Genomic DNA, 18679 nt, shown 5'->3' on the forward strand with positions numbered 1-18679 from the left:
CTCCCCAACCACTCTCCCGGGGGGAGAGGGGCTTTAAAAGACCCCCAGCTCCAGCCCTGCTGCTAACAGCCCGCCCAGCTCCCGGCCTTTTGCCAGCTCAGATTCCGGCACTGCTTTCGCCGCCAGAATCGCCTCCGCCGTCTGTGCCTGCGTACACACCAGCAGCGGCTCGGCCACTTCTTTCAAGCGCAAACCCAAAGCCACCCTGCGCAACTGCGCAATCGTCGGTTGACCATCCGAGCCGGCACACACCAGCAGCGCATACGGTTTGCCTTCGCAACGGCCGAGCAGCGGGTAATAACTGCGATCAAAGGAATCCTTCATCGCCCCGCTCATCGAAGCCAATGTCTCCGGCGTGGCAAACACCACCGCATCGGCTCCCAGAACATCATCGGCGTTCGCCTCCGCAGCACGCAGCGCAACCACCTGCACCGCATCACCCGCACTCGCGCGGGCCCCGTTCAACAAAGCCTCCACCATCGCTTCAGTGGCACCGGTAAAGCTGTGCCACACCACCAGCAAACGGCGCGGTGCGGCAGCCATCACTCAGACGTCCAGGCCGATCGGGCAGCTCACACCGGTACCGCCGATGCCGCAGTAGCCACCGGGATTCTTGGCCAGATACTGCTGGTGGTAATCCTCGGCGTAATAGAACGGCGGTGCCGGGAACACGATCTCGGTGGTGATCTCACCAAATCCGGATGCGGTCAGCTGCTGCTGGTAAGCATCACGGCTGGCAAGCGCAGCGTCGTACTGTTCCTGCGTATGGCAGTAGATCGCCGAGCGGTACTGGGTGCCGGTGTCGTTGCCCTGGCGCATGCCCTGGGTGGGATTGTGGTTCTCCCAGAAGGTGCGCAGCACGGTTTCCAGCGTGACCTGTGCAGGGTCAAACACCACCCGTACGACCTCGGTGTGGCCGGTAAGCCCGGAACACGCTTCTTCATACGTCGGGTTCGGGGTGACGCCGCCCTGGTAGCCCACCGCCGTGGTAACCACGCCCGGCAGCTGCCAGAACTTGCGCTCGGCGCCCCAGAAACAGCCCAAGCCCACATCCAGCACCTGCAGGCCGGCGAAGTCGCCCTGCAAGGACTGGCCGTTGACGAAATGCACGTTGTGCAGCGGCAGCGGCGTGTCCCGCCCCGGCAATGCTTCTTCCGGGCGCGGCAGGCGCTGCTTGAATGCACCAATACCCAAAATACCTTGGCCGATTCCCAACATGGTCAGTTCCTCAGGCCGGGAGGAATCCCGGCGCGTCATCGTCATCCAAGATGGGGGCATCAGCGCCCTCGTCCAAGCCCAGCGCGGCCACGATGTCTTCGGCCTCGGCCTTGGCTGAATCCGGCACGCAGACCCGCAGCATGCCGAACAGCGGCAGTTCGCCGCCCGCGCCCAGCAGGGATTCGCCGAATACGAAGGCCGGTATGTCGGCGGCCTCCAGCGCATGCTTGACCAGGTGCGCGTCGAACAGGTTGTTGGTCTGGTAGATCAATTGCATGGGGTTCTCCGTTTACAGCGGCTTGCGCAGCGCATCGGTGGCGGCAAGCTGCTCGCTTTCCTCGGCACCGGTCTGGCGCCATTCACGCACAGCGGGCAGCGCCAGCAGCGCCTGCATATAGCGCGCGGCTTCGCCCTCGACCGCGACGCCATAGCCAGCAAAACGTATCGCTACCGGTGCATACATCGCATCAACGATGCCGAACTGCCCGAACAGGAAGTCCCCGCCTCCACCGTGGTCGCTGCGCAGCGTGTTCCACAAGGCGCAGATCCGCGCGATATCGGCCTGGGCAGCCGCATCCCAGCGGTAGCCATCGGGCTGGCGGCGACTGTTCATCGGCAGTTGGCTGCGCAGCGCGGTGAAACCTGAATGCATTTCCGCCGCCGCAGCCCGGGCCAGCGCGCGTTGTGCCAGGTCGGCCGGCCAGCCACGCCCGCCCAGCCAGCGCTCGTTGGCGTATTCGCAGATGGCCAGCGAATCCCACAGCTGCAGCGGCCCGTCGCGCAGGGCCGGGACCTTGCCGGTGGGCGAATGCAGCCGCACCTGGCTGGCAAAGCCCGGCGTGTCCAGGGCCAGCCGTACTTCGTCGAACGCCACCCCGAAATGCCGCAGCAGCAGCCACGGACGTAGCGACCAGGACGAGTAATTCCTGTTGCCTATCACCAGAACGGGGCGGTTCATCAGGGCGAATCCACGGTCAGCAGACCCCAGCATAGCTCCGTCCCGGCAACCAACGCCCGGCTCGGCTAAACTTGCGGTTTACTTCAATACACTGCGTCCCCCATGTCCGAGAACACGCCTGCTGTCGCTGCCACGCCGGAAAACGCTCCCGAAAAGCGCGATTTCATCCGTCAGATCGTCCGTGAGGACCTGTCCAGCGGCAAGCACACGGCCATCAAGACCCGCTTCCCGCCCGAGCCCAATGGCTACCTGCACATCGGCCATGCCAAGTCGATCTGCCTGAACTTCGGCATCGCCGGCGAGTTCGGCGGTGTCTGCAACCTGCGCTTCGACGACACCAACCCGGCCAAGGAAGACCCGGAATACGTGCAGGCCATCCAGGACGACGTGCGCTGGCTGGGCTTCGAGTGGAACGAGCTGCGTCACGCCTCGGACTACTTCGACGCCTATTACCTGGCCGCGCAGAAGCTGATCCGCGACGGCAAAGCCTATGTCTGCGACCTGTCGGCCGAGGAAGTGCGCGCCTATCGCGGCAGCCTGACCGAACCGGGCCGCCCGTCGCCGTACCGCGAGCGCAGCGTCGAGGAAAACCTGGACCTGTTCGCACGCATGCGCGCCGGTGAGTTCGCCGACGGTGCGCGCACCGTGCGCGCAAAGATCGACATGGCCAGCGGCAACATCAACCTGCGCGATCCGGCGCTGTACCGCATCAAGCACGTCGAGCACCAGAACACCGGCAATGCCTGGCCGATCTACCCGATGTACGACTTCGCGCACGCGCTGGGCGATTCGCTGGAAGGCATCACCCACTCGCTGTGCACGCTGGAATTCGAAGACCACCGCCCGCTGTACGACTGGTGCGTGGACAACGTCGACTACGCCCACGACAACGCGCTGACCCAGCCGCTGGTCGACAAGGGCCTGCCGCGTGAAGCAGCCAAGCCGCGCCAGATCGAGTTCTCGCGCTTGAACATCAATTACACGGTGATGAGCAAGCGCAAGCTGATGGCGCTGGTCACCGAAAACCTGGTCGATGGCTGGGAAGACCCGCGCATGCCGACCCTGCAGGGCCTGCGTCGCCGTGGTTACACGCCGGCTGCCATGCGCCTGTTCGCCGAGCGCGTGGGTATTTCCAAGCAGAACTCGCAGATCGATTTCAGCGTGCTGGAAGGCGCGCTGCGCGAAGACCTGGACAGCGCCGCTGCCCGCCGCATGGCGGTGATCGACCCGATCAAGCTGGTGCTGACCAACCTGCCCGAAGGCCACGAAGAAACCCTCACCTTCAGCAATCACCCGAAGGACGAGAGCTTCGGCACCCGCGAGGTTCCGTTCGCACGTGAGCTGTGGATCGAGCGCGAAGACTTTGCCGAAGTGCCGCCCAAGGGCTGGAAGCGTCTGGTGCCGGGCGGCGAAGTGCGTCTGCGCGGCGCCGGCATTGCCCGCGTTGACGAAGTGGTCAAGAACGACGCCGGCGACGTTGTCGAGCTGCGTGGCTGGCTGGACCCGGAATCGCGCCCGGGCATGGAAGGTGCAAACCGCAAGATCAAGGGCACCATCCATTGGGTCAGCGCCCAGCACGCGGTGGAAGCCGAAGTGCGCCTGTACGACCGCCTGTTCTCGGTGGCCGACCCGGACGATGAGTCCGAAGGCAAGACCTACCGCGACTACCTGAACCCGGAATCGCGCAAGGTCGTCACCGGCTATGTCGAACCGGCTGCCGCTGCCGCCGCGCCGGAGCAGAGCTACCAGTTCGAGCGTACCGGCTACTTCGTCGCCGACCGCCGCGACCACACCCCGGCCAAGCCGGTGTTCAACCGCAGCGTGACCCTGCGCGATACCTGGTCGGCCTGATCAGGACGGGAGGGGTTATCGGCTGACAGCCCGATAACCCCCTGCTCACGGGCTACGCGGCTACCATGGCCGCGTGCCCAGATCAGGATTGACCCATGCTCCGTCTGTCGCTTCTGCTCAGCCTTCTGCTCGCCCTCACCGCCTGTACGGCCCCCGCCGCCACCGCGCCGGTCACCTCGCAGCCGACACCTCCTGCGCCGGTCGCCGAGCAGGCATCCCCCGCCAAACCTGCCGCCACGCCCGTCGTGGTCAACAGCAGCTGCACGGTCGATGCCGATTGCACGGTCAAGAATGTTGGCAACTGTTGTGGCTATTACCCGGCCTGCGTCAACGTCAACAGCGCCACCGACCCAACCGGCGTCCAAGCCAGTTGCCAAGCCAAGGGCATGATGAGTGTCTGCGGATTTGCCGAAATCCAGAGCTGCAGCTGCGTCAAAGGCCAGTGCGCGGCAGCCGGCGAGTCCAATCCGCTGCGCCAGCCGATGACGGAGAACCCTGCACCAGTGCGCTGAGCACGCTCAACGCGATCCGACCGTAACCCGGGTAAGCGCAGCGCACCCGGGACAAGGATCTGGTGCTCTTTCAGACCGTCTGTCACCGGCCCCGGGTGCGCTGCGCTTACCCGGGCTACATGCACTGCGGTTATTGAACTTTCGCGCTAATCAGAGCGCGGCTTGGCCTCGACGCTGCTGCGCCAGGCATCCAGAAACTGGCGGCGCTTGAGCGCATCCAGATACACCAGCAGGCCCGGGCCGAGCTGGATCGGACGCCGATTCTGGCCCGGTTCTCGGTCACTGCCACCGGTGCCGATGATGGGCATCAGCCGCGCTTCGCGCGACAACACCTGCTGGCCGCGCGCCGACAACAGGTAATCGAGAAAACGTTTGGCCTCGACCGGATGCGGGCTGTTGCGGGGTATCACCGCGGTACGCAACACCACCAGCGTGTAATCTTCCGGCTCGACGATGCCCAAGGGTGCGCCGGCATCGATGCGCGCCTGCGCATACGAGCCCAACACGTTGTAGACCAGAGACAACTTGCCGCTGCTGACCTGGTCCAACAACACACCGGTACGTTCTTCGCGCACCACGCCGTTGTCACCCAGGGCGCCGAGCAAGGCACCGGCAATGCTGCCGCGCTGCGCATCCTGCGTGGCCAGCAGATAGCCAACGCTGCTGCGCTCGATGTCATAGGTGCCCACCCGGCCACGCAGCGGCGCACCTTCGGCACGCAGCAGGTCCAGCAGCTGGCGCCGCGTGTGCGGCACTTTGGCGGGCGGCAGCGCACGGGTGTTGTAAACCATCGCCACCGGCTCGTAGCTGATGCCGAAGGCTTCATTGCGCCATTTCGCCCACGCCGGCACCGCCTCGGTCTGCGGCGAGCGATGCGACAGGGCATGGCCATCGTTGACCAGCTTGGTCTGCAGGTCCATGCCGCTGGAAATCAGCAGATCCGGTGCGGTTGCAGTGTTGCGGTCACGCAGGAAGCGCGCGTACAGATCCTGGGTGATGATGTCTTCGTAAACGACTTCGGTGCCCGGATACAGCCGCTGATAGTCGGCGATAACCACCGCGAACACTTCGATATCGGTGGTGCCGTGGATGCGCAGCTGTGCGGTCGCCGTGCCGGTGGCCGGGAAGCGTTGTACATCGCCCGGTGCCGCGCTCACCGCAGTGGCCAATAGAAGCCCGCATAGCAGGATCAAGCAGCGGCTCATGCGGCATGCCTCGGTAGGTAAATGGTGGCGACCAGGCCACCTTGGGGACGATTGCTCAGGTCGATGCGGCCGCCATGACTTTCGACCACGCGTTTGACGATGGCCAACCCCAGGCCAGCACCGCCGGCCGGTGCGTTCTCGCCGCGCCCAAAGCGCTCGAACACGCGCTCGGCATCGGCGGCACTGATACCGGGGCCGTGGTCGGCGATGGTCAATACCGCCTGCGCGTCCTGCACAGTCAAGGCGATCTGCAGCGGACCATCGCCGCCGTATTTCATCGCGTTGTCGATCAGGTTCTTGATCGCCTCGCGCAGCAGCAAGGCATCGCCATTGACCTGTACCGCGCCGGTGGTGATCGCCAGCTGCACACGCGGCGCCGGCCCTGCCTGCGGCAAGGCTTCATGCAGGGCCTGGTGCACGGTTTCGGCAAGATCCAGCGGCACGAAACGCTGCAGATTGGAACGGTGGATGACGCTGGCATCGCTGAGCAACTGGTTGAGCAGGCGGCTCATATGCGTTGCGTTGCGCTCGATCGCGCGCAGGCTGCGCTGCATGTCCTCCGGATCTTCTTCATCCAATGCCAACTGCGCCTGCGCGCGCAGGGCCGCCAGTGGCGTTCGCATCTGATGCGCGGCTTCGGCCATGAATGCACGCAGGGTTTCGTTGCTGCTGGACAGGCGCTCCATGAAACGGTTCAAGGCGGCGACCATCTGGTTCATCTCACGCGGTACGCGCGAATCCAGCGGCTTCAGATCGGACGGCTCGCGCCGCGACAATTCGCGCTCCAGCCGCACCAGCGGGCGGAAGGCGCGGTGTACACCGAAGGCCACCAAGGCCAGCAGCAAGGCCGACAACACGCCGATGGCGATCAGGGCGCGGTTGACCATTTCCTGCGCCAGCGCAGCGCGCGCACGCCGGGTCTGGCCCACCTGCACCTGCACTTCGCCCTGCGCCGAGGCAGCAGCGAAGCTGCGCTTGACCACCACGAAGCGCACTTTCTCTCCGCTGTAATCGGCATCGAACAACTGTGGCTGGCTGCCCTGCCTGCGCGGCGCCTGCGGCAGATCTTCATAGCCGGTGATCGTGCCGCCGTGACTATCTGCCACGCGGTAGAACACCCGGTCCTCCTCCGCCATCGACAACAGGTCCAGGGCGGCATACGGCAGATCCACCTGCCATTGACCATCGACCAGCGCTACCGAATCGGCGATGGACAAGGCCGAAGACAGCAACAGGTGATCGTAGGACCGGTTGGCTGCACGTTGGCCATAGTCGCGGGCAGCGAACAGCAAAGCCACCGCGAACACCGCCAGCAATGCACCCAGGTACAGCATCAAGGTGCGCCGCAACGAACCGGAAGCGTGGATCTCAGCCGTCGCCATCGGCGCCGCCATCGCTGGCTTCCAGCATGTAGCCCACGCCGCGCACGGTGCTGACGCGCAGCGGTGCGGCCACCAGTTTTTTCCGCAGGCGACCGATATAGAGCTCGATGGCATTGGGCCCGGCTTCGTCATCGAAACCGAACAGGCCCTTGCCGATTTCATCCTTGCCGACAACCTGACCGAGCCGCCCGACCAGAATTTCCAGCAAGCGGAATTCGCGGTTCGGCAACTCGATCACCTCGCCGTCCAGACTCACCCGGTGCGCGGCGTTGTCGAACTGGAACCCACCAATCTGCACCACTTCGCTGGCCTGACCACGCCCCCGTCGCAGCAGCACGCGGCAGCGCGCCTCGAACTCGCGGAAATCGAAAGGCTTGCCCAGATAGTCGTCCGCGCCCACATCCAGCGCCTGCACGCGGTCTTCGATGCCATCGCGGGCGGTCAGCATCAGCACCGGCGTGCTGTCGCCACGTTCGCGCATGCCGGCCAGCACCCTCAGGCCATCAAGCTTGGGCAGACCAATATCCAGCACCACCAGGTCAAAGCTCTGGTAACGCAGCACGCTGGCAGCGCCCATGCCGTCGGCCTGCCAGTCAACCGCGTGGCCGTTGCGGCGCATGCGTCGAATGATGGCGTCAGCCAGATCCACGTTGTCTTCAACCAGCAGCAGGCGCATCGCAGGGGAATGTGGGGGAAGGCGCGAATGCTAACGCGGAAGCTGCACGGGCGCAGGCCCGGCGCCTATTGCTGCAGCGCACAAATCACTGACAGGCGGATGACAGCTAGTCCCCTCCAGACTGCGGCCACGCACCAGCAGGTGCTCACGTTTGCCGCGCGTTGGACGCGCACCTGGGAGGGTTTGTGGATTTGAGTGTTTTCCTGAAGCGCAGCAGCACCGCCAGTGTTCTGTTGTGCCTGAGCGCGCCGCTGCTGGCCGCAGATGCCGACGCTGAAGGCCCGGTCACCGCCACGATCGGTGGCCGCCTGCATCTGGATTTCGCCAGTTTCGACAATGATGGCCGTGGCACGCCGAACAAGGACGACACCGAGATCCGTCGCGCCTGGCTGGATGTCTCAGGCAAATTCTTCGTGGTGGATTACAAGCTGGAAGCCGACTTTTCCGGTGACCGCCCCGAAGCCAAGGACGTCTATGTCAGCCGCAGCTTCGGCGATGCCGGCAAGCTGACCGTTGGCCAGTTCAAGCAGTACTACTCGCTGGACGACCGCACCGGCTCCAACTACGGCAGCTTCCTGGAGCGCGGCAATGCCGGCACCACGCTGGCACCGCTGTACCGGTTGGGTGCTTCCTGGCAGGCCAATCCGGGCGACATGACCTGGGCGGCCAGCGTCTACAGTCTGGAAAGCATCGATGCCTGGCAGGTGAAAGGCCGCGCCGCCGGTGGCCGCGTTACCTGGGCACCGAGCCCGGCGGCCGGCGATGTACTCCACCTGGGCGTGTCGCTGGCGCGCGAGGCCTACGACAACCCCGGCGTGAATGGCGTGCCAGCATTGCGCATCCGCCCACGCCCGGCCGGGCACCTTTCTGACGAAAGCCGCCTCACGCTGGTCGACTTCTCGGCCGGTCGCGACACCGACGTCAACAAGTGGTCGCTGGAATACGCGCAGGTGCGCGGCCCGCTGTCATGGCAGGGCGAGTTCAGCGGCGCCACCTTCGATGACGGCGCGCAGCGCGGCGAGGTGATGGCCGCGTACGGCATGCTCAGCTGGTTCGTCACTGGCGAATCGCGCAGCTACGACCGCAAGACCGGCCGCTTCGCCCGCATCAAGGACATCCGCCACAAGCCCGGTGCATTCGAAGTTGCCCTGCGTTATGACCAGATGCGCGGCAACCAGCATCTGGATGGTCAGCCCGACCTGCGCAACGGCAGCACCGAGGCCTGGACCCTGGCCGGCAACTGGTACCTGCGCGACAACCTGCGTTTCATGCTCAACCTGATTGAAAGCCGCAACCGCAATCGCCTTGCCGATACCACGGTGGACCGCACCGGTGCGGTAACCGGCCGCCTGCAGTTCGATTTCTAAGCCCCTCTTTCCCATCCTGTCCTTTCAAGGAGTCTGCAGATGATGCTGACCATCCTCGGCTTCGGCATGGTTCTGACGTTCATGTATCTCATCATGAGCAAACGACTGTCGCCGCTGGTCGCCCTGATCACCGTGCCCATCGTGTTCGCCCTGATCGGCGGCTTTGGTGCCGGCCTCGACGAAATGATGCTGGACGGCATCAAGAAGATCGCGCCCACCGGCGTGATGCTGATGTTCGCCATCCTCTACTTCGGGGTGATGATCGACGCCGGCCTGTTCGACCCGCTGGTGCGCATCATCCTGCGCATCGTCAAGGGCGATCCGCTGAAAATCGTGATGGGCACCGCCGTGCTGGCGATGCTGATCTCGCTCGATGGCGACGGTTCCACTACCTACATGATCACCGTGTCGGCCATGCTGCCGCTGTACCGCCGGCTGGGCATGAACGCGCTGAGCATGACCTGCGTGACCATCCTCGCCGGCGGCGTGATGAACCTCACCCCGTGGGGCGGCCCGACCGCACGTGCGGCCACTGCCCTGCATGTGGACCCGGCCGATGTATTCGTGCCGCTGATTCCGGCGATGGTGCTGGCCTGCATCGGCATCCTCGCGTTGGCCTGGTACCTGGGCATGAAGGAACGCCGTCGCCTGGGCGTGGTCGCCCTGCCGCAGGGCGGCTCATGGATGGACGCCAGCGTCTCCGACGACAGCGATGCGCTGCCGACGGTGGAAGACGCCGAGGACACCAAGCGGCCGAAACTGCTGTGGGTCAACCTTGTGCTGACGCTTATCCTGATGGCAGCCTTGGTTATCGGTCTGCTGCCGATGCCGATCCTGTTCATGGTCGGCTTCGCCATCGCGCTGGTGATCAACTACCCGAACCTGGCCGAGCAGCGCCGCCGCGTGGTCAACCACGCCGGCAATGTGTTGTCGGTGGTATCGCTGATCTTCGCTGCGGGCATCTTCACCGGCATCCTGTCCAACACCGGCATGGTCGAGGCGATGTCGCGCGGCTTCCTGTCGGTGATTCCGGAAGCCTGGGGCCCGTATCTGGCGGTGATCACTGCCGTGGCATCGATGCCCTTCACCTTCTTCATGTCCAACGACGCGTTCTACTTCGGCGTACTGCCGATCCTGTCCGAAGCGGCCGGTCACTACGGCATCACTCCGGTGGAAATGGCACGCGCCTCACTGGCCGGTCAGCCGGTGCATCTGCTGAGCCCGCTGGTGCCATCGACCTATCTGCTGGTTGGCCTGGCCAAGGTGGATTTTGCTGACCACCAGAAGTTCACCCTCAAATGGGCGGTACTGATTTCGCTGATCCTGATGGCCGGCAGCCTGCTGTTCGCCCTGTATCCGCTGGCCGCCTGATCCGTACCTACCTGACGCATTGGAGAGCAACATGACGCTACGTATCGCTTACGTCACCAGTGGCATGGGCAGTGTAGGTACTGCCATCTGCCAGACCCTGGCCCGCGCCGGCCACACCGTGGTGGCCGGTTGCGCACCGGACTCGCCGCGCAAGGCCAACTGGATCCGCGAACAGCGCGAACTCGGCTTTGACTTCATCGTGTCCGAAGGCAATGCCGCTGATTGGAACTCCACCGCCGCTGCTTTCGCAAAAGTGCGCGCGGAAGTGGGCGAAGTGGATGTGCTAGTCAACAACTCCGGCGGCAGCCGCGACATGTTGTTCCGGCAGATGAACTGCGAAGACTGGAACGCGGTGATCGCCTCCAACCTCAACACCTTGTTCAACCTGAGCAAGCAGGTGGTTGATGGAATGACCAACCAGAACTGGGGCCGCATCATCAACATCGGCTCGGTCAGCGCGCAGAAGGGCCAGATCGGCCAGGTGAATTACGCAACAGCCAAGGCCGCGATGCACGGCTTCAGCCGTGCGTTGGCGGCAGAGGTTGCAGCGCGCGGGGTCACCGTCAACACCATCTCGCCGGGCTATATCGCCAGCCAGGCGATCAGCAGCTTCCCACCGGATGTGCTGGATAGGCTTGCAGCGTCGGTTCCCATCCGTCGCCTTGGCAAGCCCGAGGAAGTGGCATCGCTGTGTGCGTGGTTGGCCAGCGACGACGCAGCCTATGTAACCGGCGCCGACTATCCGGTCAACGGTGGCTTGTACATGGGCTGAGCCCATGTTTGCCGCGTGCCACAGCAAACGCCGCGCTTGTCGCGGCGTTTGTTTTTTTAGGCGCAGTGCAGCCGTAGATTGATGACGTCCGTACGCCAGAACGCTCGACCGTGTCGCACTTTCGGCACTGCAAGGTCAGCGCGGTGCTGCACAAGCGCATGGATGCGCCGCTGCGTAAACCAGCTTTAACAATCATCGGACACCCTTGCTGGACCGGCGCACACGCCGGCCTTTCCATGGATCCGGTAGACAATGAACGTCCAACGCCTCAGCTTCGCCATCACCCTCGCCCTGTGCAGCAGCCAGGCCTTCGCCGAAGCAGATGCCAACGCAGAAAGCACTGCCCAGACACTGGACGCCATCTCGGTGATCGGCCAGGGCCAGACCCGGCAGGTGCAACGCATCGGCGAAGTCGACAAGCAGGTGTTGCCGCCGGGCAGCAGCGGCCAGAAGATTCTTGATCGTCTGCCCGGCGTCTCGGTGCAGTCCAATGATGCCTTCGGCGCCAACGAAGAATCGCAGACCATCAGCCTGCGCGGCTTCGACAAGACCCGCCTGGGCTATACGCTCGATGGTATTCCGCTGGGCGACAACAGCTATGGCAACTACAACGGCCTGAGCATTGCACGCGCCCTCATCGCCGAGAACCTGGGCGGTGCCGAGTTGTCGCAGGGCATCGGCTCGCTGGGCGTGGCCTCGACCAGCAACCTGGGCGGGGCAATTCAGTACTTCTCGCAGGACCCATCCAGCGTGTTCGGCGGCCGCGCCAGCGTCACCGTCGGCGATGACAACCAGCGTCGCGGCTATCTGCGCGTGGACACGGGCGACCTGAACGGCTTTGCCGCCTATGTGTCCGGCGTGCATCAGGATGCCGACATGTGGGCAGCACCGCACCAGAACCAGACCACGCGCCAGTTCAACGCCAAGGCGATCTGGAACATCGGCGATCATCGCATCGGCGCCTTCGTCGCCACTTCGCGCGTCAGCCAGGCCAATTACGCCTATCTGTCCAAGAGCATGCTGCAGCGTGGTCTGGGCTACGACTGGAACATCTACGCGCCGGATTGGGACCGTGCGGTAGCGGCGGCGTATTGCGCGCCCGGTACATTCGATGCGGATCGCTGCGCCTTCAGCGGCGGCGTCAACAGCATCGACGACGCCTACTACCAGAGCCGTGCGCTGCGCGATGACAACCTGTATTCGCTCGATGCCAACCTGCATCTCGGTGACGAACTCAACCTGAAGCTGCTGGCCTATCACCACGACAACCGGGGCCAGGGCCATTGGTGGGCACCGGGCCAGGCGTCGCATCCGGGCACCGACAAGATGCTGCCCATTTCCATCCGCAGCACCAACTACACCATCGATCGGCAGGGCCTGACCGCTGCGTTGTCCTGGAACGTCGGCATCCACGAATTGGAAGCCGGGTTGTGGTTCGAGCAGAACGACCACAACGTCGAGCGCAACTTCTACTACATCGACGGCCCCTTCCTAGACGACACCTATCTGAAGAATCCGGATCGTCGCCTGTTCGACCAGGACTTCGACATTCGCACGCGTCAGTTCTACGTGCAGGACCGCATGCGCTTCCTCGATCAGCGCCTGACCGTGGACATCGGCATCAAGAGCCCGAATACGCGCATGCGCGCAACCGCCAAGCCCGGCACCGAGCAGAAATTCGCTTCCGGCACGCTGACCGCCAAGGAGTCGCTGCTGCCGCAGCTCGGCGTCGGCTTCAAGCTCAATGCCAACAATGAGCTGTTTGCCTCGTATGCGGAAAACATCGCCGCCTTCGTCGGTGGTGGCAGCGGCGGCCCGCTGCAGGTTTCGCCCGAGTCCTTTGCCGCAAGCGCGGGTCTGGAGCCGGAGAAGTCCAAGACCTTTGAAGCCGGCTTCCGCACGTTCGGCGACAAGTACCAGGCCTCGCTGGCGGCGTACCACGTGATATTCGACAACCGCCTGCTCTCGCTCAACCCGTGCACCAGCATTGAAGTCGGCACCCGCCCGGAGTGCATCACTCGTTTCATCAACGTCGGCTCGGTGAAAAGCCAGGGTGCGGAACTGACCTTCATCCTCAAACCGGTGGAGGGCCTGCAGTGGTACAACGCGCTGTCCTGGAACAAGACCACCTATGAGGACGATTACACCTCCGGTGGTGCCATCGTTCCGGTGGCCGGCAAGATCACCGTCGACACGCCACAACGCATGGCGTCCAGCGAGCTGAGCTGGAACCGCGATGGCTGGTTTGCCAGCCTGCGCGGCAAGTACACCGGCAAGCGCTACTACACCTATACCAACGACCAGTCGGTGCCCGGGGTGACCACCTTCGATGCCGGCGGCGGCTATAGCTTCGGCCCCGGACTGGGCCTGCAGAACGTCAAGGTGTCCTTGAACGTGACCAACTTGACCAACAAACGCTATGCCGGCCAGCTGAGCTCGTTCGCCCCCACCGACCCCAACGGCACCCGCTATTCGATCCACGCCAGTGCGCCACGGCAGATCTTCATGACCGTGGGTGCGGAGTTTTAAGCCTTTGCCCCCTCCCTTTCGCGCAGCGAAGGGGAGGGTTGGGGAGGGGTGCTTCTCGCGCCGCCCCCTAAAAGTCACAACAAAAGCCCACCCCCTCCCCAGCCCTCCCCTTGGCTCACGCCAAAGGGAGGGGGCCAATCCTTCCCTTGGCTTCGCCAAAGGGGAGGGGCTGAGCGCGGCTCCGGTTGAATTCAGCGTGCGCGGCCAATCCCCACACCTGAACAAGCCCAGCCAGCAAACCCGCCACAGCGCCCCAGTCCGCTAAACTGACCGCCGTTTTTTGTCACAACGCCGGTCATCATCATGCTGCACGCCCAGGTTCACCTCACCCTCCCCGTCTGGATCCACGACGCCGTCGATGCCGACCGCGCCTATACCAGCGATGCGGACAAGGTGGCGTTGGCCATCGAGCTGTCGCGCCTGAACGTTGAACACGCCAGCGGCGGCCCGTTCGGCGCGGTGGTATTCGGCCCGGATCACAAGGTGATCGCCGCCGCCGTCAACCGCGTTGTGCCGCATGCCACCTCGCTGGCGCACGCCGAGAACATGGCCTACATGCTGGCCCAGCAGAAGCTCAACACCCCGCGTTTGAACGCGCTGCTGTCGCCGATCACCCTGGCCACCTCCTCGCAGCCCTGCTGCCAGTGCTACGGTGCCACCGTCTGGGCCGGTATCGACCGCCTGTTGATCGGCGCCAGCGCCGCCGACGTGGAAGAACTCACCCCGTTCGACGAAGGCCCGCTGCCGGCAGACTGGGCCGGTGAGCTGAACAAGCGCGGCATCGAAGTCGTACAAGGCATCAACCGCGACGACGCCCGCGCGGTGCTGCACAGCTACGGCAAGAACGACGGCGCACGCTACTGATTCTCAAAGCCCCTCTTCCTCCGGGAGAGGGGTTGGGGTGAGGGTCCGGCAGGCCGCATGCTGTCTGCTACCAAGCCGTGACTTACCCTCATCCGCCCCTGCGGGGCACCTTTTCCCAGCGGGAGAAGGAAAAGCCCACCCGCTCTACACCAAGGAATTCCATGACCGGCCTGCTCTGCTACTGCCGCCAAGGCTTTGAACCGGAACTGGCCGGCGAACTCAACGAACGTGCAGGTCTGGCCGGCATTGCCGGCTATGCCCGCACCCAGCGCAACGATGGCTACGTGGTGTTTGTCACCGACGAGGCCGAAGCACTGGATCAGCGCCTGCCCTGGCGTGAGCTGATTTTCGCCCGCCAGAAACTGCGGGTATTGGCCGAACTGCCGCAGCTCGATGCCAGCGATCGCATCACCCCGATCATTGCCGCGCTGGAAGGTCAGCAACGCTTTGGCGACCTGTGGGTGGAACACCCCGATTCGGACGCCGGCAAGCCGCTGGCCGGGCTGGCCCGCGCCTTCGGCAATGCCCTGCGCCCCGCCCTGCGCAAGGGCGGCCTGCTCACCGACAAGCCCAACGGCAAGCTGCCGCGCCTGCATGTGGTGTTTGTCGATGGCACGCATGCCTTCGTCTGCGTGGCCGACACCCGCGACAGCGCGCCCTGGCTGCTCGGCATCCCGCGCCTGAAGCTGCTGCCGGATGCGCCGTCGCGCTCGGCCCTGAAGCTGGAAGAAGCCTTCATGACCCTGCTTACGCCGGAAGAGCGTGAAGCCTTGGTGGTGCCGGGCATGCGCGCGGCCGATCTGGGCGCCGCGCCCGGCGGCTGGACGTGGGTATTGACCCGCCAGCACCTGCGTGTCAGCAGCATCGACAACGGCCCGCTGCGCCAGCACGTGCTGGATACCGGCCTGGTCGAGCACCTGCGTGCCGATGGTTTCCATTGGCAGCCGGAAGCGCCCTTGGACTGGATGGTCTGCGACATGGTCGAACAGCCCCGCCGCGTTGCCGAACGCATGGGCACCTGGCTGCGCGAAGGCTGGTGCAAGCACGCCATCTTCAATCTGAAATTGCCGATGAAGAAGCGCTGGGATGAAACCCGCCTGTGCCTGGACCTGTTCGCCGACAAAGCCGGCAAGCCGCTGACCATCCGCGCCAAGCAGCTGTATCACGATCGTGAGGAAATCACGGTGTTTGTGACGCCGCGAGCCAAGGGCTTTTGATCAAGCCCCTCTCCTGCGAAGCGGGAGAGGGGTTGGGGTGAGGGCAGCTTCTGCTTCTGCTTTTACTTGTGCTTCAAGCCTTTCGTTGTTCTCCGCTTTCCACGACAACAGCAAAGCCAAAGCGCCCTCATCCGCCCTGCGGGCACCTTCTCCCGCTTGCGGGAGAAGGGAAAAAAGAAAGCCAGAGCCAAAGCGACAGCCAGAGCCAAAGCGACAGCCAGAGCCAAAGCGACAGCCAGAGCCAAAGCGACAGCCAGAGCCAGAGCCAGAGCCAGAGCTAAAGCCAAAGCAACAGCAACAGCAACAGAAACAACAGCCAAAGCAACAACCAGAACCAAAAGCCCCAGCAGCAGCAAAAGCCGCAGCAGCGCATAAAGACAGCAAGCCGCTCCCATGGTTGCCCAAGCAACCACACTCCGCTCCACCCCAACCCTCTGGCACACTCCCGCTTCCACCCGCACGGAGACCGCCGCCATCGCCCGCCAGATCCCCCTTGCCCGCATCGCCGCCGCCGCGCTCTTCGCCCTGAGCAGCACCGCAATCGCTGCTGACACCTACATCGCCCGCGACCACGTCGGCGACGGCATCTTCACCAGCGGCATCGAAGGCCCGGCCACCGGTCCGGACGGCGCACTTTACGTCGTCAACTTCGGCAAGGACGGCACCATCGGTCGCGTCGATGCAGACGGCAAGGCAACATTGTTCCTCACCCTGCCCGAAGGCAGCATCGGCAACGGCATTCGCTTTGGCAGTGATGGCGCGATGTATATCGCCGACTACCCACGCCACAACATCCTGCGCGTCGCGCCGGGCAGCACCGCCGTCAGCGTATTCGCGCACCTTCCAAACGCACACCAGCCCAACGACATCGCGCTGGCTCCGGACGGCACGCTCTACGCCAGCGATCCGAACTGGGCCAAACCGGACGAGGGCCAGCTGTGGCGCATTGACCGCGAAGGCAAGGTTCAACTGCTTGAATCGGGAATGGGCACCACCAACGGCATCGAGGTCAGCCCCGACGGCAAGCGCCTGTACGTCAACGAAAGTGTGCAACGCAATGTCTGGGTCTATGACCTCACCGACGACGGCAGCCTCGCCAACAAGCGCCTGCTGATCCGTTTCGATGATCACGGCATGGATGGCATGCGCTGCGATGCGGACGGCAATCTCTATATCGCCCGCTACGATGCCGGGGTAATCGCGGTCGTATCTCCCGACGGCAGGAAAATCCGTGAGGTTCCGCTCAAGGGCCGCAAGCCCAGCAACGTCGCCTTCGGCGGGAGCGATGGCCGCCAGGTCTTCGTCACCCTGCAGGACCGGGGCGCGGTGGAAACCTTCCAGGCGGATCGCCCTGGGCGTGAATACGGCCTGCGGCCATCAGCCAAACCCTGATTCTGGCCAGTCTCAGCTGCTGCAATCCATATCAGGCATGCTGTAGGTCATGGGAGGAACGCAATGCACAGCATCGAACTGAAAGACCCGGCCAGCTTTGGCACCGAGTTCCTGCGGCTGACCCTGATGCAGGGTTTCCAGTCGCTGACCAAGCGTGACCTGGAACTACTGATCTTCGTGTTGATCGAACGCGATGGCGCAATCAATCGCAGCGACTCCAACGCCGCAGTTGCGCTGCAGCTGCGGGTCACGCCGGCCAAGGTCAAGGGCCTGCGCCGCGATGGCTATGCGCGTTGGCGTGCGCTGGTTCCCGAGGAAGGCGAAGCCGCTCTGCAGCGCATCGTCGCTGCGGTGCTGACCGAAGCCAATCTGCGCTCCGGCGCAAAGCACGTCAGCGAGCGCAGCCGCAAGGAAGGCTTCCTCGCCATCCGCATCGAGCACCCGGACGATGCGCAGCAGTTCGAGCAGGCGATCCTCGATGTCGGCGCCATTCCGGTATACGAGCGCAACCGTGAAGTGGTTGCGGTGCGCTTCGATACCTTGCTCAAGATCGCCGAACGCTGGAACTACCTGCAGCCCGATCCGCAGGCCACGCTGGATGCTCTGAAAAAAATGGCGCCGGCCTCGGAGGAAGTCGCCGACCTGTTGAAGAAGGATGTCACCCAGCTGCGCTGGGATGACCTGCGGCGCGCACTCAACAGCCTGGGCGCGAAAGCCATCAGCTCCACCGCCGAAGGCGGGCTGAAGGGCTTGCTGAAACTGGTCTTCCCTTTCATTCCCGGCTGAAATTGGCCTGTTCAGGCCTGGCGCACTACCATCGCAGGCACCTCGCTGCAGCGGGGTCCGCTTCCGTCATTGATGAGTCGTGCCATGTCCACGCTACGTTTCACCCTGCCCCTGGCTTTTGCCTGCATGCTGCCCGCCACTGCCATCGCTCAGGCCGTGCAACGCCCTGCGCCTGCGGTCAGCATTCCATTGAACGAAACGCCTGTGCACGTGCGCGAACAGGCGCTGTCCACTGGCAAGGTCACCCATTCCACGCAGATCCTGATGCCTACCGACCAGGCCCAGGTCACCGTGCGATCGATCCAGCCAGACAGCGTGATCGGCAATTACCGTATTGATTTCGCAGCCATGGACGTGGATGGCGATGGCTTCATCAGCCGCGACGAAGCGCAGGCCAATCCGGCCTTGGCTGATGAGTTCAACGCATTGGATACAGCACGTCGCGGCAAACTGTCGCGCGAGCAGTTGGCCGGTTGGTTGCGCTGACGCAGGTTGTAGGAGCGGCGTAAGCCGCGAAGCCGACAATGCATCCAAACCGTGTAGAGCCGAGCCATGCTCGGCTGAAGCCTTACCGGCAAA

Annotated in this window: 19 protein-coding genes; 11 read left to right on the plus strand and 8 right to left on the minus strand. The window is 64.1% G+C overall.

From position 1 onward, the window contains the following. Positions 1-33: 33 nt before the first annotated feature. Genes ABE493_RS15065 through ABE493_RS15080 form a run of 4 tightly spaced genes read right to left on the minus strand, consistent with a single transcriptional unit; the run spans position 34 to position 2176 of the window. Positions 34-543 carry a flavodoxin family protein gene (locus tag ABE493_RS15065; RefSeq protein WP_346499714.1) on the minus strand — a complete coding sequence of 170 codons (510 nt, stop codon included), beginning with the start codon at positions 541-543 and terminating at the stop codon, positions 34-36. A gap of 3 nt (positions 544-546) precedes the next feature. Continuing rightward, entirely contained in the window at positions 547-1197 is a 651-nt protein-coding gene (msrA, locus tag ABE493_RS15070; protein ID WP_346499750.1) for a peptide-methionine (S)-S-oxide reductase MsrA, read from the minus strand. Positions 1198-1228: 31 nt separating this feature from the next. Next, positions 1229-1495: a DUF2007 domain-containing protein gene (locus tag ABE493_RS15075; RefSeq protein ID WP_346499715.1), complete on the minus strand. Its 267-nt coding sequence runs from the start codon at positions 1493-1495 to the stop codon at positions 1229-1231. Between the two features lie 12 nt (positions 1496-1507). Next, complete coding sequence (locus tag ABE493_RS15080; RefSeq protein ID WP_346499716.1) at positions 1508-2176, minus strand: glutathione S-transferase family protein; 669 nt, start codon at positions 2174-2176, stop codon at positions 1508-1510. 102 nt (positions 2177-2278) lie between these two features. Here ABE493_RS15080 and ABE493_RS15085 point away from each other — a divergent pair, with 102 nt between their 5' ends. Together ABE493_RS15085 and ABE493_RS15090 are read left to right on the plus strand one after the other, a co-directional pair. Beyond that, the gene (locus ABE493_RS15085) at positions 2279-4027 is read left to right on the plus strand and encodes a glutamine--tRNA ligase/YqeY domain fusion protein (protein ID WP_346499717.1); all 1749 of its coding nucleotides are present in this window, start codon (positions 2279-2281) and stop codon (positions 4025-4027) included. A gap of 95 nt (positions 4028-4122) precedes the next feature. Beyond that, on the plus strand, positions 4123-4539 hold the full coding sequence (locus tag ABE493_RS15090; protein ID WP_346499718.1) for a hypothetical protein: 417 nt from the start codon (positions 4123-4125) through the stop codon (positions 4537-4539). Positions 4540-4685: 146 nt separating this feature from the next. On the opposite strand, the gene ABE493_RS15095 is transcribed toward ABE493_RS15090, so the two are convergent. Genes ABE493_RS15095 through ABE493_RS15105 form a run of 3 tightly spaced genes read right to left on the minus strand, consistent with a single transcriptional unit; the run spans position 4686 to position 7802 of the window. Further along, positions 4686-5744, minus strand: a complete 1059-nt coding sequence (locus ABE493_RS15095; RefSeq protein WP_346499719.1) for an ABC transporter substrate-binding protein — start codon at positions 5742-5744, stop codon at positions 4686-4688. Beyond that, on the minus strand, positions 5741-7138 hold the full coding sequence (locus tag ABE493_RS15100; protein WP_346499720.1) for a sensor histidine kinase: 1398 nt from the start codon (positions 7136-7138) through the stop codon (positions 5741-5743). Before ABE493_RS15100 ends, ABE493_RS15095 begins: the two co-directional genes overlap by 4 nt. Continuing rightward, complete coding sequence (locus ABE493_RS15105) at positions 7113-7802, minus strand: response regulator transcription factor (RefSeq protein ID WP_346499721.1); 690 nt, start codon at positions 7800-7802, stop codon at positions 7113-7115. Before ABE493_RS15105 ends, ABE493_RS15100 begins: the two co-directional genes overlap by 26 nt. Before the next feature lie 191 nt (positions 7803-7993). On the opposite strand from ABE493_RS15105, the gene ABE493_RS15110 reads away from it, so the two are divergent. The 6 genes from ABE493_RS15110 to rlmM all read left to right on the plus strand — a co-directional run bounded on the left by ABE493_RS15110 (position 7994) and on the right by rlmM (position 15922). Beyond that, complete coding sequence (locus ABE493_RS15110; protein ID WP_430980794.1) at positions 7994-9169, plus strand: OprO/OprP family phosphate-selective porin; 1176 nt, start codon at positions 7994-7996, stop codon at positions 9167-9169. 42 nt (positions 9170-9211) lie between these two features. After that, entirely contained in the window at positions 9212-10540 is a 1329-nt protein-coding gene (locus tag ABE493_RS15115) for a CitMHS family transporter (RefSeq protein ID WP_346499751.1), read from the plus strand. Positions 10541-10571: 31 nt separating this feature from the next. After that, positions 10572-11312: an acetoacetyl-CoA reductase gene (gene phbB / locus ABE493_RS15120; protein WP_346499723.1), complete on the plus strand. Its 741-nt coding sequence runs from the start codon at positions 10572-10574 to the stop codon at positions 11310-11312. A 252-nt stretch (positions 11313-11564) separates the two neighbouring features. Continuing rightward, a complete protein-coding gene (locus ABE493_RS15125; protein WP_346499724.1) occupies positions 11565-13841 on the plus strand; it encodes a TonB-dependent receptor in 2277 nt (758 codons plus the stop codon). Between the two features lie 303 nt (positions 13842-14144). Further along, complete coding sequence (locus ABE493_RS15130) at positions 14145-14705, plus strand: nucleoside deaminase (protein ID WP_062169154.1); 561 nt, start codon at positions 14145-14147, stop codon at positions 14703-14705. A 161-nt stretch (positions 14706-14866) separates the two neighbouring features. Further along, positions 14867-15922, plus strand: coding sequence for a 23S rRNA (cytidine(2498)-2'-O)-methyltransferase RlmM (gene rlmM / locus ABE493_RS15135; RefSeq protein WP_346499725.1), 1056 nt, complete (start codon positions 14867-14869; stop codon positions 15920-15922). 62 nt (positions 15923-15984) lie between these two features. Here the strand turns inward: rlmM and ABE493_RS15140 are convergent, their stop codons facing one another. After that, complete coding sequence (locus ABE493_RS15140) at positions 15985-16335, minus strand: hypothetical protein (RefSeq protein WP_346499726.1); 351 nt, start codon at positions 16333-16335, stop codon at positions 15985-15987. On the opposite strand from ABE493_RS15140, the gene ABE493_RS15145 reads away from it, so the two are divergent. The 3 genes from ABE493_RS15145 (at position 16316) to ABE493_RS15155 (ending at position 18586) form a co-directional block, all read left to right on the plus strand. Beyond that, positions 16316-17314: an SMP-30/gluconolactonase/LRE family protein gene (locus tag ABE493_RS15145; protein ID WP_346499727.1), complete on the plus strand. Its 999-nt coding sequence runs from the start codon at positions 16316-16318 to the stop codon at positions 17312-17314. The two genes, ABE493_RS15140 and ABE493_RS15145, sit on opposite strands and share 20 nt — an antisense overlap. Positions 17315-17377: 63 nt before the next feature. Then, a complete protein-coding gene (locus tag ABE493_RS15150) occupies positions 17378-18100 on the plus strand; it encodes a hypothetical protein (protein ID WP_346499728.1) in 723 nt (240 codons plus the stop codon). Positions 18101-18169: 69 nt separating this feature from the next. After that, complete coding sequence (locus ABE493_RS15155; protein WP_430980795.1) at positions 18170-18586, plus strand: EF-hand domain-containing protein; 417 nt, start codon at positions 18170-18172, stop codon at positions 18584-18586. Positions 18587-18679 lie beyond the last annotated feature (93 nt).

Source organism: Stenotrophomonas terrae (assembly GCF_039674165.1).
In the GTDB taxonomy this organism is placed as follows: domain Bacteria; phylum Pseudomonadota; class Gammaproteobacteria; order Xanthomonadales; family Xanthomonadaceae; genus Stenotrophomonas; species Stenotrophomonas terrae_A.